Below are 26,071 nucleotides of genomic sequence, written 5' to 3'. Positions count from 1 at the left end.
GCGATGCTGCGGATAGACGGCGCCAGGCCGCTGACGCCCGACGTGGTCGCCGAGGTCAACGCCGCCTGCGACGCGGCCGTGCAGCACGGGAAGCTCGTCGTGCACGTGACCGGCGCCCCCGGCGACGGCTGGCTGAGCGGCGTCACCGTCGCTCTGGTCAGCAAGTGGGAGCGGGCGCTGCGCGCGCTGGAACGCCTGCCCCTGCCCACCCTCGCGATCGCCCGCGGCGACTGCGGCGGCCTCGCCCTCGACGCCTTCCTGGCCGCCGACCACCGCGTCGCGATCGGCAGGCCGCGCCTCGTCCTGCCCGTGAGCGCGGGAGCGACCTGGCCCGGCATGGCGCTCTACCGGCTCGCCCAGCACGGCGGCGGCGCGGCGGCCGTCCGCCGGGCGGCGCTCTTCGGCACCCCGATCGGCCTGGAGGACGCGCTGGCCGCGCACCTCATCGACGCGGTCGCCGCCGACGAGGAGGAGGCGGTGGCCGTGGCGGGCCGGTACGGCGCCGGCATCGCCGGCCCCGAGCTGGCCATCAGACGCCAGCTGCTCTTCGAGGCCCCCACCGTCGGCTTCGAGGAGGCGCTCGGCGTGCACCTGTCGGCCTGCGAGCGAGCCCTGCGGCGCACGGCCGCGGAAGGGAGCACTTCATGACAGCGGCTCTGGAGGAGGACCGCGCCGCCCTGGCACGGGCCGCCGAGCAGGAGGAACGCGTCCTGTCGGGGCTGCCTGAGCCCGCCGACCGCTCGCCCGAGCAGCGCGCCGCCGCGACTGCGGCCATCGACGGCGCCCGCGACGTCCGCTGCGCCTTCCTCGACGCCCACGCCGAGGAGGTCTACGACGAGCTCACCGCCGGCCGTACCCGCCGCCCGCGGCTGCCCGAGCTGGCCGCGGCCGCCGCGGCCGCCTTCCCCGGGCTGGTGCCCGGCCCTGACCGGCTGGCCCGTGAGCAGGCCAGGCAGCAGCAGGACAAAGAAGGCCACGAGATCGACATCGGCATCTTCTTCAACCGGGTGCTGCACGCGCCGCGCGCCGGCGGCCACCTGCTCGGCACGATGCTGCGGCCCACGCCCCGCGCGCTCGGCCTGCTGGCGGAGTTCACCAGGACCGGCACCGCGGACCTCGGCTCCGTACGCATGGAGCGCAGGGACGGCGTGGCCCGGCTCACCATGTGCCGCGACGACTGCCTGAACGCGGAGGACAACCGGCAGGTCGAGGACATGGAGACGGCGGTGGACCTGGCGCTGCTGGACCCCGGCGTCGAGGCCGGCCTGCTGCGCGGCGGCGAGATGACCCACCACCGCTACCGGGGCAGGCGCGTCTTCAGCGCGGGCATCAACCTCAAGGCCCTGCACAACGGCACGATCTCGCTGGTCGACTTCCTGCTGCGGCGCGAGCTCGGCTACATCCACAAGCTGCTGCGCGGGCTGGTCACCGACGAGGGCCCGGCCTGGCGGGCACAGCCGATCCAGAAGCCGTGGGTGGCCGCCGTGGACACCTTCGCCATCGGCGGCGGCACGCAGCTCCTGCTGGTCTTCGACCACGTGGTCGCCGCGTCGGACGCCTACCTCAGCCTGCCCGCCGCCCAGGAGGGCATCATCCCCGGAGCCTCCGCGCTCCGGCTCACCCGGCACACCGGCCCCCGGCCGGCCCGCCAGATCATCCTGGCCGGGCGGCGCATCCCGGCCGACGAGGCGCAGGCCATGGGCCTGATCGACGAGGTGCACGACACAGACGCCCTCGACCTGGCCATCGAGGGCGCGCTCCAGCGGCTGCGCGGCGCCGCCGTGGTCGCCAACCGCAGGATGCTCAACCTCACCGAGGAGCCGCTCGAGGCGTTCCGCCGCTACATGGCCGACTTCGCCCTGCACCAGGCGCTCCGCCTCTACAGCTCCGACGTGATCACCAAGGTCAGCCGTTTCACCACCGCAAGCTCGCCCACCAGTGAGAGGCCCCAGAGATGATCGAACTGACTCCCAAAGAGTCCCTGGCCAAGAACGGCTTCGCGGGTCCCTTCCCCCGCTTCGCCTCGGAAGAGACGATCACGCAGCTGCGGAGCTTCTTCGCCGCCCTGCTCGACGACGCCCCGCAGCACCCGCTCTACGGTCGCTACTCCGTCCGCGACTGGCACCTCGTGGACGAGACCGTACGCTCCGTCATGAGCGCCCCCGAGCTGGTGCAGACCGTGCAGGAGGTCACCGGCGCCGACTCGCTCATCCTGTGGCGCTCCAAGCTCTTCGAGAAGTTCCCCGGCGACGGCCCCATCGACTGGCACCAGGAGTACGGCTACTTCGACGGCGAGGAGATCGGCGGCCACCGCCCCGCGCTGTTCCCGATGAACCCGGCCGGCGAATGGGACTGGACGGTCTGGATGGCCCTGACCGACGTCTCCGAGGACGACGGCGTCATGGAGTTCGTCAAGGGCTCGCAGCGCAGCTCGTACCCGAAGCGGATGGTCAAGCTGGTCGAGTCCGGCGCGTACGTGAACCCGCGCAACCGCATCAGCACCAAGGAGGAGCTGCTGACCCGCGCGGCCAACAACAGCGTGCTGCTCGACATCGACACCCGCAACGTCTTCAGGGACGTCGACCCCGACAAGTACACCCTCGACGAGCTGTTCGACCGGCTCGACGCCTTCTGCGACGACCTGCTCGCGGTCGTCACCGAGCCGTTCGAGGTGAAGCCGGGCGACACCCAGACGATGCCGATGAAGGCCGGCGAGTACGTCATCTTCAGCGAGCGCTGCATGCACCGCTCGCGCGGCTCCCTGCCTGACGCCACGACCAGGCTCGCGCTCAACGCCCGCTACACGCTGGGCGACACCTGGGTATACCCGCAGCGCGTGACCGGCGACACCTACGACGGGTCGAACCTCGACATCAGCGGCCACCGCTGCGTGCCCGTGGCCGGGACCAGGTTCAACCCGAACAACGTCTACCTCGGATGATCCACCCCCGAAGCGGACGGGACGGTCATGAGCGCCGCAGAGGATGACCGTCCCCGCGTCCGCTACGAGAAGAAGGACCACGTCGCCTACGTCACGCTCGACCGGCCCCACGTGCTCAACGCGATGGACCTGCGCATGCACGAGGAGCTGGCGGCGATCTGGGACGACGTCGAGGCGGATCCGTCCGTCCGCGTGGCGGTGCTCACGGGAGCGGGCGAGCGCGCCTTCTCCGTCGGGCAGGACCTGAAGGAACGGGCCAGGCTGAACGCGGGGGGAGCGCCGCCCACCACCTTCGGCAGCCGCGACCAGCCCGGCTGGCCCCGGCTCACCGAGCGCTTCGCCTTCGCCAAGCCGGTGCTCGCGCGCGTCGACGGGTACGCGCTCGGCGGCGGCTTCGAGCTGGCGCTCGCCTGCGACGTCATCGTCGCATCGGAGCGGGCGGAGTTCGGCCTGCCCGAGGCCAGGCTCGGGCTCGTGCCCGGCGCGGGCGGGGCGTTCCGCCTGGCCAGGCAGCTGCCGCTGAAGCAGGCCATGGGACACCTGCTGACCGGCCGCCGCATGAGCGCGGCCACGGCCGAGCGGTTCGGGCTGGTCAACGAGGTCGTCGCGAGCGAGCGGCTGGACGAGTGCGTCGCCGGGTGGACGCGCGACCTGGCGCGCAGCGCCCCGCTGTCGGTCAGGGCGATCAAGGAGGCGGTGCTCGCCTCGCTCGACATGCCGCTGGAGCGGGCGTTCGCGACGCGCTACGTCTGGGAGGAACGACGGTTGCGCGGCAGGGACCTCGTCGAGGGCCCCAAGGCGTTCGCCGAGAAGCGGGAGCCCGTCTGGAGCGATGACTGACTGATCAACGCCACGCCGGCGCCACGCTCGCGCCACGGCCGTGTATGACCATGAGGACTGACCAGCAGAGGGGCCTCCAGAACCGGCGGGAAGGCGAGGTCAGGCCACATGGCCGGCCGAGCCGTCCGTCATCGCGGGTGTGGACGGGGTGGGGGCGTCCCGATGCCATGCTGCAAACCGGGAGGCATGGGTGGTTCGTGTGAACGCCGCATCGCAAGCGCGGCGGAGGATCAGATCGATCGATGTGCAGACGGAACGACCACGGGTCGTCTCCGTGCCCATCCTGACGTTGCAGCTGGGAGAGTCACCACGCCTGAAAGGCGAGGACAAGGCGCACATCATGCGCCTGGCGGAGACCGAGCAGCCGCTGCCGCCCATCATCGTGGACCGGCACACCATGCGGGTGATCGACGGGGTCCACCGCCTCATGGCCGCCTCCCTGCGCGGCCAGGAGACCATCGACGTCGAGTTCTTCGACGGCAGCCCGGAGGACGCGTTCCTCCTCGCCGTCCAGTCGAACGTGAAGCACGGGCTGCCGCTGTCGCAGGCCGACCGGCGGGCCGCCGCGCTGCGCATCCTCATGACGCATCCGCGCATGTCCGACCGGGCGATCGCGGAGTCGACGGGACTGGGCACCAAGGCGGTGGCGGAGCTGCGGCGCTCGAACGACGCCGTGCCGCAGCTGAACGCCAGGATCGGTAAGGACGGCAAGGTCCGGCCCCTCAGCAGCAGGGAGGGGCGGCTGCGGGTGGCGGCGTTGCTGGCCGAGCATCCCGAGGCGTCCTTACGCCACATCGCCAGAGTGGCCGGTGTGTCCGCCGCGACCGCGATGGACGTCCGCAAGCGGCTGGAGCGCGGTGAGGAGCCCGTCCCGCCCCAGCAGGCCGCCGGCGGTGGCGGGCGCTGGCCCAAGCAGGCCGCGCAGGAGACCGTATGGCCGGGGCCGCCGCCGGGCCTCGCGTTGCAGAAGCTGCTGCGTGACCCCTCGCTGCGGCACAACGAGAAGGGCCGTCAGCTGCTGCGCCTGCTGCAGGAGAACGTCAGCGGCGCGAGCCACATGCACGATGTGGTGGCCGCGGTGCCGTCGCATTGCCTGTCGCTCATCATGCAGGTCGCCTGGCAGAACTCGGAGATGTGGCGGGAGGTGGCCTTGGAGCTGGAGAAACGGTCGAAGGTGACCGACCCGTTCACCAAGCAGAAGGCCGGCGACGCGCCCGAGCGGCGGCTGGCGCAGTAGTCTGGCCAGGCCCGATAACCGGCTCGCAGCGCGGGTGGAGGGGCCCGTGTTTCCGCGAGTCAGGGCCGTGCGGGTCCTCGCCCATATGCGGCCCACATTTTCGCCACACTTTCCGCGTACCCTTTGATTCAATTCTCTACTTCTTTCCCGGGCGGCTCCTGATCGGCGGTGTCCGCTCTCATCCTGGGCTCTTGACACCGCTTCGGCGCTTCTTGCGCAGTTCGCTGTTGCACTCGCCCGCTTCATGGAGTAAGGCCAGAAAACGTCAGAGTGACGATCGGTGGAGTTTCCCTACGGCGCTTTCCGATACGTGAAGAAAACTTGTAGTATCTGCACTTGCAGAACAGCTGACATGTCTTTGCAGCCGCTGTCGTGCGTCCACGGCGACGGTGCGCACGGCGATATCCTCACGGGAGAGCGTCACTGGAGGTCTGCATGCGGTTCGGGGTGCTCGGTCACTTGGAAGTGTCTGTGGACCACGAAGTGATCAAGATACCCTCGGCGCGTCAGCGCATCACCCTGGCCGCGTTGCTGACCAGGCCGAATCAGGTCATCTCCGCCGACGAGCTGGCCGAGATCGTCTGGGACGGCACCCCCTCGGCAGGAGCGCGCACCACCCTGCGCTCCTACGTCATGCGCCTGCGGCGCTCCATCGGGCCCGTCGCGGGCACCCGCATCGGCACCAGAGAGCCCGGCTACTACATCGAGCTCACCGACCACGAGCTCGACCTGCGCCTGTTCGACCAGCACTTCCAGCACGGCCGCCAGGCCGAGCGCATGGGCAGATGGCAGGAGTGCGTCCAGGAGATGTCGGCCGCGCTCGAGCTGTGGCGCGGCGACCCGCTCAGCGACATCCCCGCCCAATCGCTGCTGCGGGCCGAGGTGCCCCGCCTGATGGAGATCCGGCTCCAGGCCCTCGAGTCCCGCATCGACGCGCTGCTCCACCTGGGCCGCCACGACGACGTGATCCACGAGCTGGTCGAGCTGGTCATGGCCAACCCGCTGCGCGAGCACTTCTGCGCCCAGCTCATGCTGGCGCTCTACCGCGCCGGCCGCCAGGCCGAGGCGCTCGACACCTACGGTGCCGCCCGCCAGCGGCTGGTCGCCGAGCTCGGCATCGAACCGTCGGGCGAGGTCCAGGCCCTGCACCAGCGCATCCTCGCCAGCGACCCGCTGCTGATGCCCCCGCCGCAGCCTCTGCGGCTCGACGAAGCAGGGCCCGCGCCGGCCGCCGAGCCGGCCCCCGCGCCTCCGGCCGGCCCCGCGAGCGTGCCCGTCCCGCGCCAGCTCCCGCCCACCATGAGGGACTTCACCGGCCGCGGAAAAGAGCTCGACGAGATCGCCGGCATCCTCAAGTGCGCCGACCGCGCCGCCGTGCCCATCGTGCACGTGCACGGCCCGCCCGGCGTCGGCAAGACCTCGCTCGCCGTGCTGGCCGCGCACCGGGTGGCCGACGCCTTCCCCGACGGGCAGCTCTTCATCCCGGGCACCCGCGAGGACGGCACCGCCCGCGAGCCGGAGGAGACGGTGCACGAGCTGCTGCGGACCCTCGGCGTGGCGCAGGAGGCCATCCCCCACACGCTCAGCGACGGCGCCGCCCTGTTCCGCTCGATCCTGGCGGGCAAGCGCATGCTCGTCCTCATCGACGACGCGCAGGACAGCGAGCAGATCCTGCCCCTGTTACCCGGCGCCTCCGGATGCGTGGCCGTCGTGACGAGCCGCAGGCAGAACATCCACCTGCCCGGCGCCCACCTGTTCGAGCTGCAGCCGTTCGACATGGACGAGTCCCTGCACCTGCTCCGCAAGATCATCGGCGGCGCGCGGGTCGGCGCGGAGCAGCGCGCCGCAGAACGCATCGCCCACGCGTGCGAGGGCATCCCGCTCACCCTGCGGATCATCGGCGACCGCCTCGCGACCCGGGTGACGTGGTCACTGTCCTACGCGGCCGACATGCTGACGCCAAGCTCCACTCTCGTCACCCACGTCGGCCGCGACCCGCACCTGCGCGCCACCGTCGCCGGCAGCTACGCCACGCTCGACCCCGAGCTGCAGCGCGCCTTCCGCTACCTGGCCCTGGCCGGTCCGCACGACTTCTCCGAGTGGACGGCCTGCGTCCTGCTCCGCAGGGTCGGCACCGAGCACCTGGTCGAGGCGCTGCGGGACCGCTCGCTGCTCCAGGACGCGGGCTCGTCGCCGCAGGGCCGGCCCCGCTACCGGATGCTCAACCTGTTCCGCCACTATGCCCTCGACCTGCTGGCCGAGGACCCGGAATACCCCGCCGCGCTGCGGCACGTGCTCACGTTATGGGCCGAACTCGCCGAGCTGGCCCGCTCCCGCCTGCCCGCCGGCACGTACGGCGCCGACGACCGCCCGCCCGCGCCGCCGTCACCGAGCGGCGACCCGGTCGTCCGCGCGATCGCGACGCTGGTGCGCCGCGATCCCGGCGGCTGGCTCGACCGCGAGTGGCCGCTGCTGATGGAGGCCGTCGACCTCGGCATCGGCGGCGGCCTGCCCGACCACGCCGTGCGGCTCGCCGCCCGGCTGCACCCGCACCTGGCGCGGCACCACCCGCAGCAGGCGCGCGAGCTGTGGCGGCGCTTCACCTCCGTGCCCGAACAGCTGATCAGGCAGGAGGCGCTCTTCCACAGCGCCCGCCTGTGGACGTCCCGCGACGCCGACGCGGTCCGGCCGTCGGCGTAGCCCGCCCCGGTCGCCGGCGTACGGACGATCACCTGGCCGCCGGTGCGGGAGATCACCACTCGGCGAACGAGCCGTCGGGGTGGCGCCACAGCGGGCTGCGCCAGCGGTGGCCCTGCAGCGCCGCGCGCTCCACCGCGGCCTCGTCGATCTCGATGCCGAGCCCGGGCCGTTCCGTGCGGGTCGCGTAGCCGCCGGGGAAGGTCAGCGGGGCCGGGTCGACGAGGTAGTCCAGCACGTCGTTGCCCTGGTTGTAGTGGATGCCGACGCTCTGCTCCTGGATGAGGAAGTTGGGCACGGCGAAGGCCAGCTGCAGGCTGGAGGCCAGCGAGATCGGGCCCAGCGGGCAGTGCGGGGCCATGCTGACGTCGTACGTCTCCGCCATCGCGGCGATCCGGCGGACCTCCGAGATCCCGCCGGCGTGGCTCACGTCCGGCTGCGCGACCGCGATGCCGTGCCCGATGACGTCGCGGAAGTCCCACCGGGAGAACAGCCGCTCGCCGGTGGCGAGCGGGATCGACGTGCCGGCGGCCAGCGCGGCGAGGTTGCGCGAATGCTCGGGCAGCACCGCCTCCTCCACGAACAGCGGCAGGTACGGCTCGAGCAGCGGCAGCAGCCGCCTGGCCATCGCCGTGCTGGCCCGGCCGTGCAGGTCCACCACCAGGTCGTGATCGTCGCCGATGGCCTCGCGCACGGCGGCGACCCGCTGCACGACCTCCATCGTGCGGGCCGGGGTGTCGATGGCGGTCAGCTCGCCCGAGCCGTTCATCTTCACGGCGGTGAATCCGGCCTCGATCTGCGCCTTGGCCTGCTCGGCGACCTCGGCGGGCCGGTCGCCGCCGATCCAGGCGTACATGCGGGCCTTCTCGCGCACAGGACCGCCCAGCAGCCGGTGCACGGGCAGCCCGGCGGACTTGCCGGCGATGTCCCACAACGCCTGGTCGATCCCGGCGACCGCGCTGGACAGCACGGGACCGCCCCGGTAGAAGCCGCCCTTGGTGAGGACCTGCCAGTGGTCCTCGATGCGCAGCGGGTCCTGGCCGATCAGGTGGTCGGCCAGCTCGGCGACGGCGGCGCGGACGGTCTCCGCCCGGCCCTCGACGATCGGCTCGCCCCAGCCGGTGATGCCCTCGTCGGTGCGGATCCGCAGGAACAGCCAGCGTGGCGTGACGAGGAAGGTGTCCAGAGAGACGATCTTCATGCAGGTTTCCCGTCCTAGGAGGAAGTGGTGGAGACGCTCCAGCCGCCGTCGACGTTGAGGCAGGCTCCGGTGATGAACGAGGCGTCGGGCGAGGCGAGGAAGGCGACGGCCGCGGCCACCTCGTCCGGCGTGCCGAACCGGCCCGCCGGGGTCTCGGCGATGGTCGCGTCGCGGCCCGCCTGGTCGATGTCGTCCCAGGCGGGGCTCATGATCGGGCCGGGCACGACGGCGTTGACGCGGACGCGGGGCGCGTACTCGACGGCGAGCTGCCTGGTCAGCGACTGCAGCCCGCCCTTGGCGGCGGCGTACGGCGCGCAGCCCGGGATGCCGGTCCGGGCGTGCACCGACGAGGTGATCACCAGCGCGCCCGCGCTCTCCGCCAGCAGCGGGCAGAACGTGCGCGCCGCCAGGTAGGCCGCCTTGAGCGAGACGTCGATCTGCAGGTCCCAGTCCGCCTCGGGCATCTCGTGGGCCGGCCGGGCCGGCACGACCCGGCCCGGCCCGTTGGCGTGCAGCACGTCCAGGCGGCCGAACCGCTCGCGCACCTCCTCAAGGGCGTTCGCCCAGCCGGCGGCGGAGGCCACGTCCAGGTGCAGGAAGGCGGCGCGCTCGCCGATCGACGCGGCCACCTCGCGGCCCCGCTCGTCGGCGACGTCCGCCACCAGCACCCGCGCGCCCTCGGCGGCCAGGCGGCGGGCGGTGGCCGCGCCGATGCCCGACGCGGCGCCGGTGACCAGGGCGGTCCTGCTCATCGTCCCTCCGTGAAGAACCGGTTGGCGGTGACCTGCAGCTCCACGTCGTCCCACATCGGGTGCTGCGGGGCCGCGTTGGAGCAGACCACCGTGCCCCACGCGCCGAGCCGGCGGGCGTGGCGGACCGCCTCCAGGCAGATCTCCGAGCCCACCGGGCCCTCCTCGAACGTGCCGCGCAGCGGGGTGTAGCCGACCCAGCCCTCGCCGAAGACCAGCGGCAGCTCGCGGGCGGCGGCCCAGTCGGCGGCCACCTCCATCCACAGGCGCAGCTTCTCGGCCATGCCGTGACGGTAGGTGGCGTACCGGTCGTACAGCCAGCGGTCGAACAGGGCCGGGTCGCACCAGTCGTGCAGGTACACCTCACGCGGCGGCACCACCGTGGCCGCGCCGCGCCACTCCTCCTCCGGATGCCAGTCCGCGAGGTCGGGCGCGCCGGGGCGGAGCAGCTCGCGGCGGGCGCGCTCCTGCGGGAACGGCACGCTCGGGTCGCGCAGCGCGAACGCCTCGATCAGCTCGTCCAGCACGCCGTAGACGTAGGGGTGGAAGACGGCGACGTCCACGTTGGCGGGGATGCCGCGCATCTCGCCGTGCGGCACGCCCGCGTAGTTCACGGTCGCCGGCACGTCGGGGTGCCGGGACCTGAACACCTCAAGAGCCTTCTCCAGGTACGGCCGCAGCCCGAGCACCGGGGACTCGCCCGGCGCGAGCACCTCGGTGAGCCAGGTGGCCTGGATCTCGTTGTGCAGTTCGACGAACGCGATCTGCTCGGCCAGCCCGTGCCCGGCCACGAAGTCCACCAGGCCGGCGAGCGCCTCGGCCAGCGCGGTCGCCCGCCGCTCGGCCGGCACCGCGCGCAGCGCCTCGTACCAGGCGGGGTCGGCCAGGAAACCGGAGCTCTGCTGGTATTCCCAGGAGGAGACGATCACCCGGCAGCCGTGCCGCCTGGCAGCCTCGAACAACCTCAGCAGGTGGGCGCGGCCGTCCAGGGTGGACGGCTCGCGCACGTCGTACCAGCGGGTGCCGAGGCCGTAGCCGCGGCCGAACGGGGCGAACGTCAGCGCCGAGGTGTCCAGCCCCGACCCGAACAGCAGGTACGGCATCGCGCAGATCCGCACGGTGTCGTACCCGCGCGCCACCGCCTCGTCGAAGGCGCGGTCGAGGTCCTCGAACGGCTCGCCTGGGCCGGTCCTGGCATACCAGGAGAAGTCCCAGAGCGTGATGGTCAAAGTGGACAACTCGCTCATCGTCGACTCCTTCGTGGGGGGTGTGAGGCGCCCGCATGCGGAACTTCGTCTCGCAGGATGCACTCAGACTTCCCTGAAGTCAATAAAAAGTACGATTATTTTTTACACTAGTATGCTTAGAGGCGATATCGGTGATCTTGGGGGCGGTGGCCTGGAGTGCGGGCGTGGCATGATTCCGCCATGACGGAGATCGGGAGGTCCGGCGCCCACGACCGGGTGGTCAGCAGTCTCGGCACGGCCATCGTCAACGGCGAGCTCGTCCCCGACGACGACCTCGACGTGGTGGCGCTGCAGGAGCGGTTCTCGGTGAGCAGGACGGCGGTGCGCGAGGCGCTGCGCGTCCTGGCCGCCAAGGGCCTGGTGGGGGCCAGGCCGCGGCGCGGCACCTTCGTCGCGCCCCGCGAGCAGTGGGCGCTGCTCGACGCCGACGTGCTGCGCTGGCGCTTCGCCGACCGCGTGGACGAGACGTTCCTCGACGAGCTGGGCGAGGTGCGGCTGACCGTCGAGCCCGCCGTGGCCCGCATGGCGGCGCTGCGCCGCACCGACCGCGACCTCGCCGACCTGGAGGACGCGCTGGCGGCCATGCGAGCGGCGGCGGGGCGGCCGGCCGTCGATCACGTCGAGGCCGACCTGGCCTTCCACCACGCCCTCCTGCGGGCCGCGCACAACGAGCTGATGGCCCAGATGGCCACCGCCATCGAGGCGGGCCTGCGGCTGCGCGACCAGTTCGTGCACGCCACGCTCACCAGCGAGTCCGCCGACAAGCACGCCGAGGTCCTGCTCGCCGTACGCAGGCAGCGCGCCAAGGCGGCCGAGACCGCGATGCGCGCCCTCATCGAACGCTCGATCGCCGACGTCGACCTCGCCAAGAAGGTCCACGGTTCAAGGTGACCGGCTCAGCCGTCCGCGCCGCCGCGGGCGATCACGTCGATCAGGCGCTTCGCGCGCGACGCCAGGGCCTCCATGTCGCCGTCGGCGCAGGCGTCGCCGAGCAGCGGGGAGCCCATGCCGACGGCTCGGGCGCCGGCCCGCAGGTAGGCGGGGACGTCGTCGATGCCGATGCCGCCCGTGGGCACCAGGGGGATGTGCGGGAGCGGGGCGCGGACGTCCTTGATGTAGGCGGGGCCGCCCGCCGCGCCCGCCGGGAAGACCTTGACCAGGGCGGCGCCCTGTGACCACGCCTGGACGATCTCCGTCGGCGTGAACGCCCCCGGCAGGACCGGCACGCCGAGCCGCCGTCCTTCGGCGATCACCTCGGGGAGCACGGCGGGCGTGATGAGGTAGCCGGCGCCCGCGTCCACGGCACGGCGCGCCGAGTCCGCGTCGAGGACGGTGCCGGCCCCGACCGCCACCCCCGGCAGCCCGGCCGCCCGCCGGATCGCCGCCTCCGCGCCGGGCGTCGGCATGGTGACCTCCATCGCCCGCACCCCGGCGCCGGCCAGCGTCTCCAGCGCGGCGTCGAGGTGGCGCGCCTCGGCGGCCCTGATGATGGCGATGACGGGCAGCGTGGCCAGCGCATCGTCCAGCTTTGTCATGATTCCTCCTGGGTGAGCACCGTACGAGGCACGGGGACGAGGGTGACCGAGCGCAGTTCCAGCACGGAGCCGCCCGGATACGCGGCAGGCCGCACCTGCGGCGAGACGAACACGGGGGCGTCCGCGCGCAGCGGCAGCAGCCGTACCTCGATGCCGTGCTCGAGCACCTCCTCGCGGAAGCGGCGCAGCCCGATCTCCCACGCGGGTCCGTACCAGAACCGGTCGGCCACCAAACGGCCGCCGACGTAGGCGCGGCCCACGTCGCCGGTCCAGTCGAGCCGCAGCAGCACCTCGTCCTCGCCTGCGAACGCCTCGGCCGGGACGGTGACACGATAGACGGCGGCCTGCTCGAAGTCGGCGTCGGCAGGCGCGGAGGCCCGCCCCGACGCGGGGTCGATCACCGGCTCCCTGGCCGGACCGGCCTGCCGAACCTCCTCCACCTTCACCTCGGGCACCTCGACGGCGGCCACAGCGGGCAGCAGCCCGAACACGCCGTCGGTCCGGGGAGCGCCGTCCGGCGCGGGAAAGACCCGCACGTCCGAGGAGCCCGCGCCGTACACCACCAGCCGGTCGTCCTCGATCACCACCGGCCGCTCGCTCAGCACCAGCCGCCGCGCACCCCAGAGCCGGCCCGCCGCCGCGTCCAGCGCGGTGGCGGCGTCCAGCACCAGGACGGCCGCGCGGTCACCGGAGACGTCCCGGATCCGCAGCAGGCAGCCGGTGCCCGGCGTGAGATCGGTGATAACGAGCCGGTCGCCGTCGCGCGACACCGTCGCGGGCCCCTCGACCTCGGTGACGGTGGCGGCGTCGAAGACCAGCTCCACCGGGATGCCGGCGGTCTGGAAGAACACGTGGACGCCCGCGTCCACCACGCCCATGGGCTGCGCGGTGGCCGTGAGCAGCGTGGCGCCGCCGACCGGCCGGGCGAGCGGCCACACGAAGTGGGCGCCGGACGGCACCGTCACCGGCACACGCGGGACGACGAGCTCACGACCGTCCAGCTCGACCGCGAACTGCACGTCCTCATGGGCGGGCAGCGTCTCGACGGGCTGGTGATCGTTGACGAACAGGAAGCCGGAGCGGCCGTCGGAGCGTACGCACCAGCGCAGGGTGTCCCGGTCTGCCGGGTCATCGGGCGCGTCCTGCGGCATGACCAGCGTCATGGTGGCGAGGCCGGGCCCGTCACTCGCCAGCCACAGGTGCTGCCGCCGCAGGTGCCGGAACGACTCGCGGAACTGGCCGTACTCGCCGAGCGGCGCCTGGAAGTCGTAGCTGACGACCGGGCAGTCGTTCGGGTAGCCGGTGGCGTGCGACTCCTGCAGCGTGGACAGCGCGCCGATCTTCTGGGACGCCCCGTGGTACATGTAGTACCCCTGCCACACCGAGCCGCTGCCCAGCTTGACCAGGCCGAGCGCGGCGATGTCGGCCGCCTCGACGATCGGCCTGCGGTGGTAGGAGGTGTACATGCCGCCGCCCAGCTCGCAGGTGGCGAACGGGTAGCGCGCCAGGTGGCTCTCGTCGGAGCAGGTCACCTCGGTCGTCCGCAGGTCGGCGCCGATGGAGTCGTCGTCGCGGCCCGGCCCGAAGAAGTAGTGGGCCCTGCTCTGCCGCGGCCAGCCGTCGTGCGCGGTGTCCCACGCGGCCTCGGAGTACCCGCCGAACAGCGGGATCAGCTCGTCCGCCGGAAGCTGCGCGTGCCCCCACCCGGTGGCGGTCCACAGCGGCGCGTCGATGCCCGCCTCCCGCGCCATGCGCTTGAGCGTGACGAGATGGCCGGGCTGGTCGTACAGCTCGTTCTCCACCTGCACCGCCACCACCGGCCCGCCGTGCTCGCGGGTCAGCCCGGACAACTGAGCGCCGATCTGCCGGAACAGCGGCCGCACGAGGCCGAGGTAGCGGGGATCATCGGTACGCGGCACGCAGTCGGCCTCCAGCACCCAGTCGGGGAACCCGCCGTTGCGCGACTCGCCGTGCCCCCAGGGCCCGATCCGCACCACCACGTCCAGCTTCAGGCCGGCGCACGTGCGCACGAACCGCCGCAGATCCCGGTCGCCGCTCCAGTCGAAGACGCCGCGCCGCTCCTCGTGCAGGTTCCAGAAGACGTACGTGGAGACCACCGTCACCCCGCCCGCCCGCACCTTCAGCAGCTCCTCCCGCCACTCGGCCGCCGGGTAGCGCCCGTAGTGGAACTCGCCCATAATCGGGAACCACGGCACGCCGCCCCTGCTCAGGTGGCGGGAGTTCACGGTGATCGCGCCGGGCGCACCGGGCGGATCACCCAGCCGCAGATGGCCTTCGAGCGGCGGGGGAGTCTCGCCCGGGACACCGATTCGTCGCACAGCCGCACCTTTCCTCAGGGTCGTACAACCGCCGTACGGTCCCACGACTGAGCGAAAAAAATACTACTAGTCGGGGCGGGCAGGCACGACGCCGGTGCGCGCGACCTCGCCCAGCCAGGCCGGCGACGGCTTCGGCCGGCGGGCGAACGTCTCCCGATCCCACGCCACCAGCCCGAACGTCGGCTCGTAGCTGCCCCGCTCGTAGGTGTCCAGCAGCGACCAGTACAGGCAGCCGCGCACGTCCCTGCACGACATCAAGATCTTCGACAACGACGTGCACGACGTGGCGGGCGACAAGGCGAGGAGACCTACTCCGGCAGCGCCGGCACACCCTGTTCCAGGAGAACGAGGCCGCCGACGGATGGGACGCCGCCAGTAGGCGACGGGTTTGTACGACAGGACGAGCTGGTCGTACGCGCTCAGTCCACCGGCCCGCGCGGCGGCCGGCCCGGAGACGGCCAGGGCTGTCGACATCGCCTTGAGGGCGGCCCAGAGGCCGGAACTCATTCGTCTCATGCGCCCGCACCCTAGGGACCGCCGGTATGGGGTGGTATGCCGTACCGCTCAGGTGGGCAGGTTCTTCGCGTAGATCCAGTCCAGGCCGTCCTCGCCGGGGACGTCGAGGTGTCCGGCGCGGGCCAGGCCGGCGCGCGTCGCCACCCGCTGGGAGGCCGTGTTCGCCGGGCGGACGCGGGCGATGACGGGGAGGTCGGGTACGCGTTCCGTCACCCACTCCACCACCGCTGTCACGGCCTCGCTCGCCACTCCGTGGCCCCACGACGCGGCCTCGAAGCGGTAGAAGAGGTTGAGCACGGCCATGCCGCCGAGCTCCATGAGCTTGGTGCCGCAGAAGCCCAGCGGGTGGTCCGCGTCGCGGCGGCGCACCACCCAGTAGCCGTAGCCGTACCGATGCCAGTGGGCGTCCCAGCGCTTGAAGAGCTCCACCGCCTCAGCGCGCCCGGACAGGGCGTCGGACGGGTTGTGCAGGCAGGTGGCCGGGTCGCTGTGGACGGCGAAGATCGCATCGACGTCGTCCGGCACCGGGGGTCGCAGCGACAGGCGGGCGGTCAGCAATTCCTCGCGCATATGGTGATCGTAGGGGCAGGCTTTGGGGTCCTATGGGGCGGGGGCGTCGTCGCCGAAGACGGCCGCGAGCGCCCTGCCGATAAGGCCGGGCAGGTCGGCACGCCCGTCCTCCTCGGCCCAGCGCACCAGCGCCGTGTGCAGGGCGGCCAGGCAGGCGCCGGCCGCCGCCTGGGCCTGGAACGCCTGGTCGGGGTCGGCGGCCTCGTCGCCCAGGGCGTCGATGATGGCCCGCTGGAGCGCGTACTGGTTGTCCAGGTGCCTGGCCCGCAGCGCGGGCCAACCCCGCGCAGACGTCCTTCGCCATGACCAAGGGCGCGATCGAGACGATGAGCCTGACCCTGGCCAACGAGCTCGGCGCCAGGGGCATCACGGTGAACGCGGTCGCCCCCGGCGCCACCAGAACGCCCGCCAACGGCGCCGTCTTCGAGGCGCCCGGCCTGGCCGACGTCATCGCGGGATCGACGGCGCTCGGCCGTCTCGGCGACGCCGGCGACGTGGCGGACGTGGTCGCGTTCCTCGCCTCCGACGCCGCCCGCTGGATCACCGGCCAGGTCATCGACGCCAGCGGCGGCCTGTTCCTGGGCCCGCGCACCTGACGCGGGCCCGCTCAGCCGCCGCCCTCCCGTTCGCGGCGGCTGGACCCGCGTCACCCGGCCGTGTGGGTGAGGATGGCGGCGGCCAGTTCCTCGTGCATATCGGGCGGCAGGGTGTGGCCCATGCCGGGCACGATCATCAGGCGTGCGCCGGGGATCTGGTCGGCGATGATCGCGCTGTGACCGGGCTTGGCGGGTTCGTGGCTGCCTTCGACGACCAGGGTGCGGGCCTTGATCTGGTGGAGCACGCCCACCGGCTCGAAGTCGGGTTTTGCGGCGGCGGCCAGCCGGTGGTTGACCACGGCGGACAGGTCGCGGGCCCGGTCGTAGATGCGTTCTTGGAGGCGGCGTGCGGCGTCCTCGTCGAAGGGCAGGGCCGTGCCGTGCAGGACGCGCTGTTCGGCGATCATGAGGTCGATCCGCGCGCGCCGGTCGGTGGGCGGTGGGGTGGTGATCAGGGTGCGGAAGAACGCCACGAACTCGGGCGTGGGCTCTGGCAGGCCGCCCTCGGGCTGGGGCTCGCCCATGAGCGCCCGCATGATCACCGTACCTTCGCCGCCGCCGAGCGGGGAGGAGCCGATGACGGTCAGCGAACGCACCCGCTCGGGCGCTTCGACGGCGATGTACTGGCCGAGCAGGCCGCCTGCGGAGTGGCAGACCAGGTGGGCGCTGTCGAGGCCGTGGGCGTCCATCACGCGGTAGACGTCGTCCTTGATGTCGTCCCAGGTGTAGGGCGTCTTCTCGAAGTCGACGGTGTCGGACATGCCGGTGTCGCGGTGGTCGTAGCGGATGACCCGGCGGCCTCCGGCGGTCAGCAGGCCGACGAACTCGTCGGGCCACAGCACGCCCTGCGACATCGAGCCCATGATCAGCAAAATCGGCTCGTCGGTGGCGGCGCCGAACTCTTCACTCCAGATGTTCACGTTCTGCATGACTCACAGCCTGCCGTCGCCGGTGACGGGTGCCTTCCGTAGGACTACTAGCCGCGCGAGGTCAGTACGCGAGCTGATGCCCAGCTTCGGATACATCTTGTACAGGTGGTACTCGACCGTACGCGGGCTCAGGAAGAGCCGGGCGGCGATCTCCTTGCTGGACAACCCTTCGGCGACCAGGCCCGCGATGCGCAGCTCCTGCGGCGTCAGCACGTCGAGCACGTCGGCGGGCGGGGCCTGCCCGCTCTCGCCGGCCGCCCGCAGCTCCTCCTGCGCCCGCCGCGCCCACGGCCGCGCGCCCGCCTGCTCGAAGGTCTCCCACGCCGCCCGCAGATGAGCCCGCGCCTCGCCGGGCCGCTGCGACCTGCGCAGCCGCTCGCCCAGCAGCAGCGCCGTCCTGGCCGACTCGAACGGGTTGGTGTGCAGCCGCAGCGCCTCGGCGAAGGCGTCGGACGACCCCTCGACCAGGCCGCGGCAGCGGGCCAGCAGGGCGTGCGACTCGGGCGTGGCGGCGTTCGCCGACCACCGCTCGTACGCGGCCAGCGTCGCCCGCGCGCCCTCCTCGTCACCCGCGCCCACGGCGGCCTCGATCCGGTCAGGGGTGGACCGCGACACCACGGTGGGATGCCCGGCCCCCGGCCCCGCCGCGACGACGGCCAGGAAGCGGTCGTGCGCCGCCGCGTACCGGCCGAGGCACAGGTCGAGCAGCGCCAGCGCGTACGACGCCACCCCTGCGCGCATCCCCACCCGGTGCGGGATCGCGATGGCCAGCGCCGCGCGGGCCTGCCGCTCGCAGTCCTCCTCCTCGCCGCGCAGCGCCGCCACCGCCGCCAGGTTGGCGAGGTGGGCGGCGACCGTGTTCGTGTACCCGGCCTCGCGCGCCAGCTCAAGGCCCTCCTCGGAGAGCGCCTGGCTGCGCGCCAGCCGGCCGGCGATCCGCTCCGCCGTCGCGACGAACTCCAGCACGACCGGCAGCTGCCCGCTCATCCCCGACACCCTGGCCACCCGCCCGGCCCGCTCGGCCATCTCGGCGGCCAGGTCGTTCTCGCCCAGGTAGCTGGCCGCGGCCGCGGCCCACAGGTGCTCGGCCGCGTCCTCCAGCTCGCCGGCGTGGGACAGCGCCCGCCGCAGCAGGCCAGGGCCCTCGGCGTCGCCGTCCAGCGTGAGGCCGACCCCGGCCACCGTGTCGCGCAGGAACCCCTCGGGGTGCGCCGCCGCCCGCCGGCCCAGCGCGATGATGGCCGCCGTGTCGCCGACGTACGAGGCCGCCTCGGCGGCGTCGGCCAGCATGTCCAGGGTGTCGCCCGCCGCCAGGATGCGTACGGCCTCGGCGGCGTCGCCCGAGTTCAGCTCGAACCGGCCGCGCAGCCGGGCGACCTCCATCGCCAGGCCCACGTCCTCGCCGGCGCGTTCGCGCGCCTCGGCGAGCAGCGACTGCGCCTGGCCAGGGCGTCCGCCGAGCCAGGCGGCGACGGCGGCGTCCTTCAGCCGTACGGCACGGGTCCTGGGCTCGGGGGTCAGCTCGGCGGCCCTGGCCAGGGCCATGGCGGCGGCGCCGTACCCGCCGCGCTCGCGTGCCCGGTCGGCGGCGGCCACCAGCGCGGCGGCGACCTGCTCGTCCTGGCCCAGCGCGGCGCCCGCGAGGTGCCAGGCGCGGCGGTCGTCGGAGGCCAGCTCCGCCAGCACGGCGTGCACCCGGCGGACGTCGGCGGGAGAGGCCGCCTCGTGGATCGCGGAGCGGACGAGCGGATGGCGGAACCGCACGGTCGCGCCCGCCACCTCCGCCAGCCCGGACTCCTCCAGCTCGGCCAGCGCCCGTCCGCCCGCCAGCCGCTCGGCGGCGCTCAGCACCAGGGGAAGATCGGCCTCCACGGCGGCGACCAGGCCGATCAGCCTGGCGGCAGGCGACAGGGACGCGACCTGGTCGCCGAAGAGGCGGGCGCCGCCGGGCAGCGGGTCGGGCAGCGGCTCGTCCCCGGCGCGCTGCGCGGGCGTCAGCCGGGCGACGATCTCGTGCAGGGCGAGCGGGTTCGCGCCGGTCAGCGTCACGAGCTCGCGCCGCACGCGGGCGGACAGCTCAGAGTGGCGGTCCCGCAGCAGCTCGTCCGCGGCGGGCTCGGGCAGCCCCCGTACGTCCAGCGTCCGCGGCACCCCCTTCACCGGCGCGTCGCCGCGTACGGCGAGCAGCATCGCGACGCGTTCCGTCGCCAGCCGCCTGGCGGCGAACAGCAGCGCGTCGGCCGAGGCCCGGTCGATCCACTGGAAGTCGTCGATCACGCAGATCAGCCCGTCGGGCGCGGCCGCCTCCGCCAGCAGCGACAGCACCCCGGCGCCCACCAGGAAGCGGTCGCCGCCGCCCGGCTCAAGCCCCAGGGCCGCGCCGACGGCGAGCCGCTGCGGCTCGGGCAGCGCGCCGAGCGACCCGATCACCGGCCACAGCACCTGGTGCAGCGCCGCGAACGCGAGGTCGGACTCCGACTCGACGCCCGTGGTGCGCAGCACCCGCATCGCGCCGCCGCGCGCGGCCGTCGCGTCGAGCAGGGCGGTCTTGCCCGTCCCCGCCGCGCCCCGGACGACCACCGCGCCGCCTGAGCCGTCGCGCGCCCGCGCGATCACCTCGTCGAGCGCGCTGACCTCCGCCGTTCTTCCGTAGAGCACGGAAGGACACTGTAGAGGCGTCCGTCACGCGGGGGAGAACGCGGCCCACTCGACGATGGCGAAGCCGTCACCGTCCTTGCGCGCCTCGGCGGCGCCGTGCCCCGGCCAGTGCGCGGGGAAGACCAGCTCGTGCCGGTCGGCGGCGCGCTCGAGGTAGGCGCGGCGGGTCTTGGCGGCGAGCGGCGGGTCGTCGCAGAAGCAGCTGTTCCACTGGGGGTTGAGCACCTGGACGGGACTGTGCAGCAGGTCGCCCACGAAGACGGCGCGGTCGCCGCCCGAGCGCAGGGTGAGGACGGACGAGCCGGGGGTGTGCCCCGTCGCGGGCTCCAGCAGCAGGTTGCCGTCGATGCGGTGGCCGCCCTCCCAGAGCACCGCCTGTCCTCCATGCTGATCGCGTCATAGCCGAGCTCCTCAAGCCGCCGCGCCATCGAGACATCGGGCACGCCGGTCGGCGTCATGGGCAAGCCGGTGCTGATCCGCATCATGATCCTCCTGTGCGTCGTCGCGGACCACGCTAGAAGCTCAACGGAGCTTGAGGTCAACCGCCGAGCGGCGCCGATACGTCCCCACCAGCACGGCCAGCAGGGCCAGGCCCGTCGCCATGGCGGTGACGTGCTCGATCAGCGCCACCCCGAGGTGCTCCACCGGCTGGTAGAGGCCGGGCACCAGCAGCCACGCCAGCTTCCACGCCGCCCATGAGAACAGCGACCCCGACGTGATGAAGCCCAGCGTCATGGGCGGCCAGAGCCGGCTGCTCCGGCGGCGCAGCGCCCACAGGCTCCAGCCGGCGCACGCCGCGCCGAGTGCGCTGTTGGCGAGGAGGAGCCGCGCGTTGAGGTCCGGCGTCTGGGCGAGGCCGGCGGTTCCGCCCGCGGCCCAGTAGGCCCACAGCGCCGCGAGCGCCGCCACCGGCGGCAAGATCCACCAGGTACGGCGCTCCGCCGCGTCGCGGCCCACCCGGCCCGTGAACGCCCGGTGCCAGCGTTCGCGCACGTAGAGCGGCAGGCCCACGACCAGGGCCACCGCCATCCCGGTGAACGCCACACCGATGAGCGCCGTCTCGGCCGACGGCTCGTCCGCCGGTTCCGGCGCGCTCGGCACCAGCAGGGCGGCGGCGGCCACGTACGGGAGCATGGACACGAGCAGGCCACCGGCGACCCACACGACCGGCAGCACCAGCCGGCCGGGCAGCCGCATGCCCCAGGGCTGCGCCACCGCCAGCCCCAGCCCGACGCCGGCCAGAGCCATCACCACCGTGACCGCGTTGAGCAGCACCCACTCGGCCGTGCCCCGCACCAGCTCCTGCACGATCCAGCTCACCTTGACCAGCAGGTACGGGCACATCGCCGCCGCGGCGGCGAACCCGGCGGCCCGGCGCACCGTGATTTGTCCACGCATGACCGCGATGCTCCCGGCCCGGTCCCTGCCGATCATCCCCCGGGCGAGCCGGGCGGCTCCCCTCCAAGGGGGAGGCTCACCGAGGTCCTTCGACGAACGGGGCCAGCAGGGCGGGCACGGCGGCGTCCGCCAGCTTCAGGCCCTGGTCGACGGAGACGTCCCTGACCTTGTAGACGCCGTCGCCCGCCGCGGTGGTCGCGCCCAGGGTGAGCAGGCCGTTGCGGCGCTGGAACGGCGAGCGGGTGATCGTCCAGCCGATGATCCCGTCCTGCCGGAGCACGACGGTGCGCCGGGCGAACGTCCCGTACGCCATGACCAGGTGGCGGCCGCGCATCCCGTGGCCGAGCGTGCGGTAGGCGTCCCAGGCGAAGGCCGTCAGCACCGCCGCCAGCGCCAGGCCGGTGATCCAGCCGGCGGTGACGAACGCCTGGCCCAGCCACAGCCCGAGCCCGGCGAGCACCCCGGCCACGAGGGCCGCCGCGATCAGCGCCCGGTTGACCCGCCTGCGCAGCGCCGCACGAGGATGCGACGCCAGCCCCACCCGGCCGAGCAGCCCTTCACCCGCGATCGGCGTCAGCCCTTCGGCCGCGATCGGCCCGGACCGCCCCCCATCCGCGATCGGCGTCAGCCCTTCGGCCGCCAGCACCTGGCCGGCGACCCTGAGGGCCGCCGCGCGGGGGAGTGGTGGGGTCAGGAGGCGGCGCCGGCGGTTCTCGTCCCTGTCGCCCAGGCCGCTGGTGACGGCGTCCAGCTTCGCGCCGCCGGCCCAGCGCAGCGGGATCGGCTCCACCAGCTCCACCCCGCGCAGCCGGCTCTCCTCCATGCTCACCGACCGGGTCGCCAGCAGCCCGCGGCGCACCCGCAGGACGCCGCCCTCCGCGCGCCGCAGCTCGTACCCGCTCCAGTTCTCGATGAAGGTGAGCGTCGAGCAGGCCGCGCCGAGGGCGATGAGGGCGAGCGCGGCCAGCAGGAGGCCATACCAGGGCGGGACGGAGCCGAAGCGGCGCACGAGGTCCTGCACGACGCCCAGCGAGAGCGGGTCGATCTTCATCTGGTGCAGGGTGCGGTAGACGCCGCCCGCCGCGGCGAGGACGGCGCCGACGCCCCAGACGGTGAGCGGCGCGTACCGCAGCCAGGAGCGGTCCAGCTCGCAGAGCAGCCCGTCGTCCGCCGTGACAGGACCCGTCGCGCGCCACCCCAGGATCAGGCGGCGCAGGTCGGCGGCGTCCGCCGCGGTCAGGCCGTCGAGCCGGAGCCCGCGGCCCTGGTCGCCGGTGTCGATCCTGAGCGTGGCCAGGCCGAGCAGGCGCTGCAGGGGGCTCGCGGTCACGTCGACGCTGCGCACCCGGTGCGGCGGTACCGAGTGGCGGCTGCGGAAGAGCAGGCCGGAGCTGAGCTCGAGCCGTTCCGCGGTGAGGTGGTAGCGGGTGGTCAGCAGCCGCGACAGCGCGAACCCGCCGACGACCAGGCAGGTCAGGAACACCGAGCCGAGGGTGATGAGCACCTGGAGGTTCGGCTCACGCACGAGCAGCAACAGGGCGAGCGGCGCGGCCGGCGCGCCCAGGCTGACGACGATCAGCCGGCCGCTCAGCCGCCCGCGCCGGAGCGTGGTGGCGGTCATGCGGCGTCCCCGGGAACGGCGTGGGTGCGGCTCGTCAGATACGCCACCAGTTCGTCGCCCACCTCGCGGTCGAGCCCCTTGATCCGCACGGCCGACGACGAGGCGGTGGTCACGCTCACCCCCGACAGCCCGAACAGCTGTTGCAACGGCCCGCGCAGCGTGTCCACGGTCTGCACCCGTGACAGGGGCACGACCCGCCACTGCTGCCAGAGCCACCCGGAAGCAGAGTAGACGGCCTCACCGGTGACCTCCCACCGGTGCACCCGGTAGCGCCAGTACGGCATCACGGCCACGTACAGCAGGCCAGGCACGAGGGAGACGAGCGTGAACCACAGGAACAGCTCGCGGGTCGGCGGGATGCTCGCCCACAGGATCCCGAACGTGAGCGGCAGCGGAAGGGCGAACACCGCGGCCTGCGCGCTCCACCAGCCGATCGACCGGCGGGCGACGCGGTTGCGCGGCGGCCGGAGCCTGAGGTCGTTCATGACTCTCCTTCAGCGGACGGCGGTCATCGGGGCCGCGTTGAGCCTGCGCGTCTTGGCCAGCAGGACGCCGGTGCGCGCCAGCACCATGGCCAGCGACATGAACACGAACGTGTTGGCGTAGGTGTCGGGCCCGCTGATCCGGTAGTCGATGGAGAAGCGGACGAGCTCCTCGGCGAACCAGTGCTCGGCCCCGTACGCGAACACCACCCGCCCGGCCGACAGCACGATCCACACCAGCGCGTACCCGAGGCCGCCGACGGTGTAGAGCTCGCCGGACCCGCTCCGGTGCGCGGGCAGCAGCGCGGCGGCGGCCAGGCCGCAGATCAGCCCCGTGCCGATCCCCACGAGTTGCAGCGACAGGTCGTTCCCCTGCGTCGGAAAGGAATGGACGAAGATGCCGATGACGACGGCCACGGCGATCACCGAGCGCGCCATCCGCATGACGGTGACGCGGCGTCGGCCCAGGTCGGTGGCCAGAATGATGATCAGGATGGTTCCGCTCGCGATGAGGGCGGCGAGAAACTGACTCATGGGGGTGGATTCTCCGAATCACTGGATTTCTGCGTTTTTCGCGTTTTCAACGCTAGAAATCCGGCGCCGGCGCCGAGACGACCGAACGGCTGGTCCGGATGTCAACCGATCGATGGACACGGACCTGACCCGTGGTACGACTGGTGTGATGCGCGCACAAACCGAGACGAACGAACAGCAGAGCGTGCAGACCGAGCCAAAGGTCGGCTGGTTCGGTCTGTGGGACGCCTTCTTCGCCGTCTCCTACCTGGTCACGTCCATGCTGCTGGTCATCTCGGGCGACGCGGGCCCCGACCAGGCGCTCGCGATCGGCGCGCTGACGCTCATGGTCCCCTGGTACGCCTGGCTCGGCCGCCGCCCGATGATCGACAAGACGTACGGGCCGCGGAACCTGGTGTTCGCGGCCGGGCTGGTGCTGCTGTTCTGCCTCACCACGGCGTTCGGCCTCATCGGCGCGTTCGCGCTGTTCGCCGTGGCGCCGATGCTGATCATGAGCCTGCCGATGGCGTGGGCCGTCGGCCTGCTCGTGGTCGTCAACCTCGTCCCGCTGGTGATCGTCTGGTCCGGCGGCGGCGACGTCTGGGGCGTGGCGGCGTTCCCGCCGCTGAGCTTCGCCCTGTCGGTCCTGCTCGGGGTGTGGATCAAGCGGGTCACCCAGCAGAGCAAGGAACGCGCCCGGCTCATCGAGGAGCTGCGGCGCAGCAGGGAACGCGTGGCCAGGCTGTCGCACGAGGCCGGCATCGCGGCCGAGCGCGAACGCCTGGCCAGGGAGATCCACGACACCCTGGCCCAGGGCCTGACCAGCATCATCAGCCTGATCCAGGCCGCCGAGACCAAGCTGCACGACGAGCCGGGCCAGGCGGCCGGCCACCTGTCGAGGGCCGGGCAGGTGGCCAAGGACTCGCTCGCCGAGGCACGCGACTTCGTCGCCGCCCGCACGCCGCCCACGCTGCGCGGCGGGTCGCTGGTGCAGGCCGTCCGCCGCCACGCCGACGGCCTGGCCACCGAGACCGGCCTCGGCGTGCGCACCTCCGTGCACGGCGAGGAGAGGCCGCTGCCGATGCCGGTCAACGTCGTCCTGCTGCGGGCGGCGCAGGAGGCCATCGCGAACGTCCGCAAGCACGCCGGGCAGGCCCGCTGCGTGGACGTGGCGGTCACGTTCGAGCCGGACGCCGTACGCCTGCTCGTCCGCGACGACGGCGCCGGCTTCGACCCGGGCGGCACCGGCGGCGGCTACGGACTGGACGGCATGCGCGCCCGCGTGGCGGAGATCGGCGGAACGGTGACGATCGGCAGCGGCCCGGGCGCGGGCACCACGGTCGAGGTCACCATCCCCCTGGAGGCGGCGCGTGCCTGACGAACAGCCGATCAAGGTCCTGCTGGCCGACGACCATCCGGTGGTCCGCGAGGGTCTCATGGCGATGCTGGAGTCCGCGGGCGGCATCACCGTCGTCGGCGAGGCCGGGTCGGGGGAGGAGGCGGTCGTCCAGGCGGGCGTGCTGCGTCCCGACGTCATCCTGCTCGACCTGCGCATGGGCGGCATGGACGGCGTGGACGCCACCCGCGAGATCCTGCGCAGGCTGCCGGGCAGCAAGGTCGTCATCGTCACCACGTACGAGGACGACACCGACATCCTCCGCGCGGTGGAGGCGGGCGCGGCCGGCTACCTGCTGAAGGGCAGCTCGCGGCAGGAGCTGATCGGCGCGGTCCAGGGCGCGGCCCGGGGCGAGACCGTGCTCACGCCGTCGCTCGCGGGCAAGCTCTTCCGCGCGCGGACACCCGTGCAGCCGGTGCTGTCGGAGCGCGAGTGCGCGGTGCTGCGGCTGGTCGGGCAGGGGCTGACCAACGCCGAGATCGGCGGGGAGCTGTTCATCAGCGAGGCGACGGTGAAGACGTACCTGCTGCGGTGCTTCAAGAAGCTCGGCGTCTCCGACCGTACGGCGGCGGTCATGACCGCGATGGAACGCGGCCTGCTCTAGGG

At 73.0% G+C, this 26,071-nt stretch carries 25 protein-coding genes; 10 read left to right on the top strand and 15 right to left on the bottom strand.

The window, feature by feature from the left end:
- The first annotated feature begins 3 nt into the window (after positions 1-3).
- The 6 genes from dpgB (at position 4) to ABZW11_RS33130 (ending at position 7,718) form a co-directional block, all read left to right on the top strand.
- Positions 4-648: an enoyl-CoA-hydratase DpgB gene (dpgB, locus tag ABZW11_RS33155; protein ID WP_355425776.1), complete on the top strand. Its 645-nt coding sequence runs from the start codon at positions 4-6 to the stop codon at positions 646-648.
- Positions 645-1,958 carry a (3,5-dihydroxyphenyl)acetyl-CoA 1,2-dioxygenase DpgC gene (dpgC, locus tag ABZW11_RS33150; protein ID WP_355425773.1) on the top strand — a complete coding sequence of 438 codons (1,314 nt, stop codon included), beginning with the start codon at positions 645-647 and terminating at the stop codon, positions 1,956-1,958. The genes dpgB and dpgC overlap by 4 nt, the downstream gene beginning before the upstream one ends.
- Positions 1,955-2,941: a phytanoyl-CoA dioxygenase family protein gene (locus ABZW11_RS33145; RefSeq protein WP_355425770.1), complete on the top strand. Its 987-nt coding sequence runs from the start codon at positions 1,955-1,957 to the stop codon at positions 2,939-2,941. Before dpgC ends, ABZW11_RS33145 begins: the two co-directional genes overlap by 4 nt.
- A gap of 27 nt (positions 2,942-2,968) precedes the next feature.
- The gene (gene dpgD, locus ABZW11_RS33140) at positions 2,969-3,781 is read left to right on the top strand and encodes an enoyl-CoA-hydratase DpgD (RefSeq protein WP_355425767.1); all 813 of its coding nucleotides are present in this window, start codon (positions 2,969-2,971) and stop codon (positions 3,779-3,781) included.
- Between the two features lie 340 nt (positions 3,782-4,121).
- Positions 4,122-5,018: a ParB N-terminal domain-containing protein gene (locus ABZW11_RS33135; protein ID WP_355425764.1), complete on the top strand. Its 897-nt coding sequence runs from the start codon at positions 4,122-4,124 to the stop codon at positions 5,016-5,018.
- 483 nt (positions 5,019-5,501) lie between these two features.
- Positions 5,502-7,718 carry a BTAD domain-containing putative transcriptional regulator gene (locus ABZW11_RS33130; protein ID WP_355425761.1) on the top strand — a complete coding sequence of 739 codons (2,217 nt, stop codon included), beginning with the start codon at positions 5,502-5,504 and terminating at the stop codon, positions 7,716-7,718.
- A 52-nt stretch (positions 7,719-7,770) separates the two neighbouring features.
- Here the strand turns inward: ABZW11_RS33130 and dgoD are convergent, their stop codons facing one another.
- The 3 genes from dgoD to ABZW11_RS33115 are packed head-to-tail and all read right to left on the bottom strand — an operon-like array spanning position 7,771 to position 10,912.
- Positions 7,771-8,916, bottom strand: coding sequence for a galactonate dehydratase (gene dgoD / locus ABZW11_RS33125; RefSeq protein WP_355425758.1), 1,146 nt, complete (start codon positions 8,914-8,916; stop codon positions 7,771-7,773).
- 14 nt (positions 8,917-8,930) lie between these two features.
- Positions 8,931-9,668, bottom strand: a complete 738-nt coding sequence (locus tag ABZW11_RS33120) for an SDR family NAD(P)-dependent oxidoreductase (protein ID WP_355425756.1) — start codon at positions 9,666-9,668, stop codon at positions 8,931-8,933.
- Positions 9,665-10,912 carry a cellulase-like family protein gene (locus tag ABZW11_RS33115; protein ID WP_355425753.1) on the bottom strand — a complete coding sequence of 416 codons (1,248 nt, stop codon included), beginning with the start codon at positions 10,910-10,912 and terminating at the stop codon, positions 9,665-9,667. The genes ABZW11_RS33120 and ABZW11_RS33115 overlap by 4 nt, the downstream gene beginning before the upstream one ends.
- Positions 10,913-11,092: 180 nt before the next feature.
- Between ABZW11_RS33115 and ABZW11_RS33110 the strand changes: the two genes are divergently transcribed.
- Positions 11,093-11,803: a FadR/GntR family transcriptional regulator gene (locus ABZW11_RS33110; RefSeq protein WP_355425750.1), complete on the top strand. Its 711-nt coding sequence runs from the start codon at positions 11,093-11,095 to the stop codon at positions 11,801-11,803.
- A 5-nt stretch (positions 11,804-11,808) separates the two neighbouring features.
- Here the strand turns inward: ABZW11_RS33110 and ABZW11_RS33105 are convergent, their stop codons facing one another.
- The 5 genes from ABZW11_RS33105 to ABZW11_RS33085 all read right to left on the bottom strand — a co-directional run bounded on the left by ABZW11_RS33105 (position 11,809) and on the right by ABZW11_RS33085 (position 16,094).
- Complete coding sequence (locus ABZW11_RS33105; protein WP_355425747.1) at positions 11,809-12,447, bottom strand: bifunctional 4-hydroxy-2-oxoglutarate aldolase/2-dehydro-3-deoxy-phosphogluconate aldolase; 639 nt, start codon at positions 12,445-12,447, stop codon at positions 11,809-11,811.
- Entirely contained in the window at positions 12,444-14,786 is a 2,343-nt protein-coding gene (locus tag ABZW11_RS33100) for a beta-galactosidase (protein WP_355425744.1), read from the bottom strand. The genes ABZW11_RS33105 and ABZW11_RS33100 overlap by 4 nt, the downstream gene beginning before the upstream one ends.
- A gap of 66 nt (positions 14,787-14,852) precedes the next feature.
- A complete protein-coding gene (locus ABZW11_RS33095) occupies positions 14,853-15,302 on the bottom strand; it encodes a hypothetical protein (protein WP_355425741.1) in 450 nt (149 codons plus the stop codon).
- A 48-nt stretch (positions 15,303-15,350) separates the two neighbouring features.
- A complete protein-coding gene (locus ABZW11_RS33090; protein ID WP_355425739.1) occupies positions 15,351-15,872 on the bottom strand; it encodes a GNAT family N-acetyltransferase in 522 nt (173 codons plus the stop codon).
- A gap of 30 nt (positions 15,873-15,902) precedes the next feature.
- On the bottom strand, positions 15,903-16,094 hold the full coding sequence (locus tag ABZW11_RS33085) for a hypothetical protein (RefSeq protein WP_355425804.1): 192 nt from the start codon (positions 16,092-16,094) through the stop codon (positions 15,903-15,905).
- A gap of 80 nt (positions 16,095-16,174) precedes the next feature.
- Between ABZW11_RS33085 and ABZW11_RS33080 the strand changes: the two genes are divergently transcribed.
- On the top strand, positions 16,175-16,468 hold the full coding sequence (locus ABZW11_RS33080) for an SDR family oxidoreductase (RefSeq protein ID WP_355425736.1): 294 nt from the start codon (positions 16,175-16,177) through the stop codon (positions 16,466-16,468).
- Between the two features lie 50 nt (positions 16,469-16,518).
- Here ABZW11_RS33080 and ABZW11_RS33075 read toward each other — a convergent pair whose 3' ends face one another.
- The 7 genes from ABZW11_RS33075 to ABZW11_RS33045 all read right to left on the bottom strand — a co-directional run bounded on the left by ABZW11_RS33075 (position 16,519) and on the right by ABZW11_RS33045 (position 24,090).
- Positions 16,519-17,397 (bottom strand): alpha/beta fold hydrolase, encoded by an 879-nt coding sequence (locus ABZW11_RS33075; RefSeq protein WP_355425733.1) that lies wholly within the window; start codon positions 17,395-17,397, stop codon positions 16,519-16,521.
- A gap of 3 nt (positions 17,398-17,400) precedes the next feature.
- Complete coding sequence (locus ABZW11_RS33070; protein ID WP_355425731.1) at positions 17,401-20,055, bottom strand: AAA family ATPase; 2,655 nt, start codon at positions 20,053-20,055, stop codon at positions 17,401-17,403.
- A 24-nt stretch (positions 20,056-20,079) separates the two neighbouring features.
- On the bottom strand, positions 20,080-20,427 hold the full coding sequence (locus ABZW11_RS33065) for an MBL fold metallo-hydrolase (RefSeq protein WP_355425728.1): 348 nt from the start codon (positions 20,425-20,427) through the stop codon (positions 20,080-20,082).
- A gap of 150 nt (positions 20,428-20,577) precedes the next feature.
- Positions 20,578-21,453 (bottom strand): hypothetical protein, encoded by an 876-nt coding sequence (locus ABZW11_RS33060; protein ID WP_355425725.1) that lies wholly within the window; start codon positions 21,451-21,453, stop codon positions 20,578-20,580.
- A gap of 76 nt (positions 21,454-21,529) precedes the next feature.
- Positions 21,530-23,074: a PH domain-containing protein gene (locus ABZW11_RS33055; protein WP_355425722.1), complete on the bottom strand. Its 1,545-nt coding sequence runs from the start codon at positions 23,072-23,074 to the stop codon at positions 21,530-21,532.
- Complete coding sequence (locus tag ABZW11_RS33050; RefSeq protein WP_355425719.1) at positions 23,071-23,559, bottom strand: PH domain-containing protein; 489 nt, start codon at positions 23,557-23,559, stop codon at positions 23,071-23,073. The genes ABZW11_RS33055 and ABZW11_RS33050 overlap by 4 nt, the downstream gene beginning before the upstream one ends.
- Positions 23,560-23,568: 9 nt before the next feature.
- Positions 23,569-24,090 carry a hypothetical protein gene (locus ABZW11_RS33045; RefSeq protein WP_355425717.1) on the bottom strand — a complete coding sequence of 174 codons (522 nt, stop codon included), beginning with the start codon at positions 24,088-24,090 and terminating at the stop codon, positions 23,569-23,571.
- A gap of 148 nt (positions 24,091-24,238) precedes the next feature.
- Here ABZW11_RS33045 and ABZW11_RS33040 point away from each other — a divergent pair, with 148 nt between their 5' ends.
- Together ABZW11_RS33040 and ABZW11_RS33035 are read left to right on the top strand one after the other, a co-directional pair.
- A complete protein-coding gene (locus tag ABZW11_RS33040) occupies positions 24,239-25,447 on the top strand; it encodes a sensor histidine kinase (RefSeq protein ID WP_355425714.1) in 1,209 nt (402 codons plus the stop codon).
- Positions 25,440-26,069 carry a response regulator transcription factor gene (locus ABZW11_RS33035; RefSeq protein WP_355425711.1) on the top strand — a complete coding sequence of 210 codons (630 nt, stop codon included), beginning with the start codon at positions 25,440-25,442 and terminating at the stop codon, positions 26,067-26,069. Before ABZW11_RS33040 ends, ABZW11_RS33035 begins: the two co-directional genes overlap by 8 nt.
- The last annotated feature ends 2 nt before the right edge of the window (positions 26,070-26,071 follow it).

Origin of the sequence: Nonomuraea sp. NPDC004580, from assembly GCF_040609855.1 — a bacterium.
Classification (GTDB): domain Bacteria; phylum Actinomycetota; class Actinomycetes; order Streptosporangiales; family Streptosporangiaceae; genus Nonomuraea; species Nonomuraea salmonea.
Note: the sequence above shows the minus strand (reverse complement) of the source record. Positions and strands in the feature narration are given on the sequence as shown.

Bases quoted from the DNA above. Each gene is read 5' to 3' on its own strand.
- dpgD (WP_355425767.1), top strand. From the start codon at position 2,969: ATGAGCGCCGCAGAGGATGACCGTCCCCGCGTCCGCTACGAGAAGAAG.
- ABZW11_RS33040 (WP_355425714.1), top strand. From the start codon at position 24,239: ATGCGCGCACAAACCGAGACGAACGAACAGCAGAGCGTGCAGACCGAG.
- dgoD (WP_355425758.1), bottom strand. From the start codon at position 8,916: ATGAAGATCGTCTCTCTGGACACCTTCCTCGTCACGCCACGCTGGCTG.
- ABZW11_RS33115 (WP_355425753.1), bottom strand. From the start codon at position 10,912: ATGAGCGAGTTGTCCACTTTGACCATCACGCTCTGGGACTTCTCCTGG.
- ABZW11_RS33060 (WP_355425725.1), bottom strand. From the start codon at position 21,453: ATGCGTGGACAAATCACGGTGCGCCGGGCCGCCGGGTTCGCCGCCGCG.
- ABZW11_RS33090 (WP_355425739.1), bottom strand. From the start codon at position 15,872: ATGCGCGAGGAATTGCTGACCGCCCGCCTGTCGCTGCGACCCCCGGTG.
- ABZW11_RS33075 (WP_355425733.1), bottom strand. From the start codon at position 17,397: ATGCAGAACGTGAACATCTGGAGTGAAGAGTTCGGCGCCGCCACCGAC.
- ABZW11_RS33045 (WP_355425717.1), bottom strand. From the start codon at position 24,090: ATGAGTCAGTTTCTCGCCGCCCTCATCGCGAGCGGAACCATCCTGATC.
- ABZW11_RS33145 (WP_355425770.1), top strand. From the start codon at position 1,955: ATGATCGAACTGACTCCCAAAGAGTCCCTGGCCAAGAACGGCTTCGCG.
- dpgC (WP_355425773.1), top strand. From the start codon at position 645: ATGACAGCGGCTCTGGAGGAGGACCGCGCCGCCCTGGCACGGGCCGCC.
- ABZW11_RS33080 (WP_355425736.1), top strand. From the start codon at position 16,175: ATGACCAAGGGCGCGATCGAGACGATGAGCCTGACCCTGGCCAACGAG.
- ABZW11_RS33050 (WP_355425719.1), bottom strand. From the start codon at position 23,559: ATGAACGACCTCAGGCTCCGGCCGCCGCGCAACCGCGTCGCCCGCCGG.
- ABZW11_RS33095 (WP_355425741.1), bottom strand. From the start codon at position 15,302: ATGAGACGAATGAGTTCCGGCCTCTGGGCCGCCCTCAAGGCGATGTCG.
- ABZW11_RS33135 (WP_355425764.1), top strand. From the start codon at position 4,122: ATGCGCCTGGCGGAGACCGAGCAGCCGCTGCCGCCCATCATCGTGGAC.
- dpgB (WP_355425776.1), top strand. From the start codon at position 4: ATGCTGCGGATAGACGGCGCCAGGCCGCTGACGCCCGACGTGGTCGCC.
- ABZW11_RS33055 (WP_355425722.1), bottom strand. From the start codon at position 23,074: ATGACCGCCACCACGCTCCGGCGCGGGCGGCTGAGCGGCCGGCTGATC.
- ABZW11_RS33105 (WP_355425747.1), bottom strand. From the start codon at position 12,447: ATGACAAAGCTGGACGATGCGCTGGCCACGCTGCCCGTCATCGCCATC.
- ABZW11_RS33120 (WP_355425756.1), bottom strand. From the start codon at position 9,668: ATGAGCAGGACCGCCCTGGTCACCGGCGCCGCGTCGGGCATCGGCGCG.
- ABZW11_RS33110 (WP_355425750.1), top strand. From the start codon at position 11,093: ATGACGGAGATCGGGAGGTCCGGCGCCCACGACCGGGTGGTCAGCAGT.